Genomic DNA, 241 nt, shown 5'->3' on the forward strand with positions numbered 1-241 from the left:
CGGGATTCTCACCCTCTACGACAGGCCGTTCCAGACCACTTCCACTAACCCTGTGATTTCTTACTGTTGGCCTGCTCGGCAGAACAGACAAAATGAACCCCACAACCCCACGAATGCAACGCCTGCCGGCTATCACACACCCATGGTTTAGCCTCTTCCGCTTTCGCTCGCCACTACTCACGGAATCACGGTTGTTTTCTCTTCCTGTGGGTACTGAGATGTTTCACTTCCCCACGTTCCC

Annotated in this window: 1 rRNA gene; it reads right to left on the reverse strand. The window is 53.9% G+C overall.

Annotation, left to right across the window (positions count from 1 at the left end):
• Positions 1-241 (reverse strand): 23S ribosomal RNA (locus ASU23_RS24605); the annotation flags it as partial.

It is taken from the genome of Rhodococcus sp. KB6 (genome assembly GCF_001445685.1).
Classification (GTDB): Bacteria; Actinomycetota; Actinomycetes; order Mycobacteriales; family Mycobacteriaceae; genus Rhodococcus_F; species Rhodococcus_F qingshengii.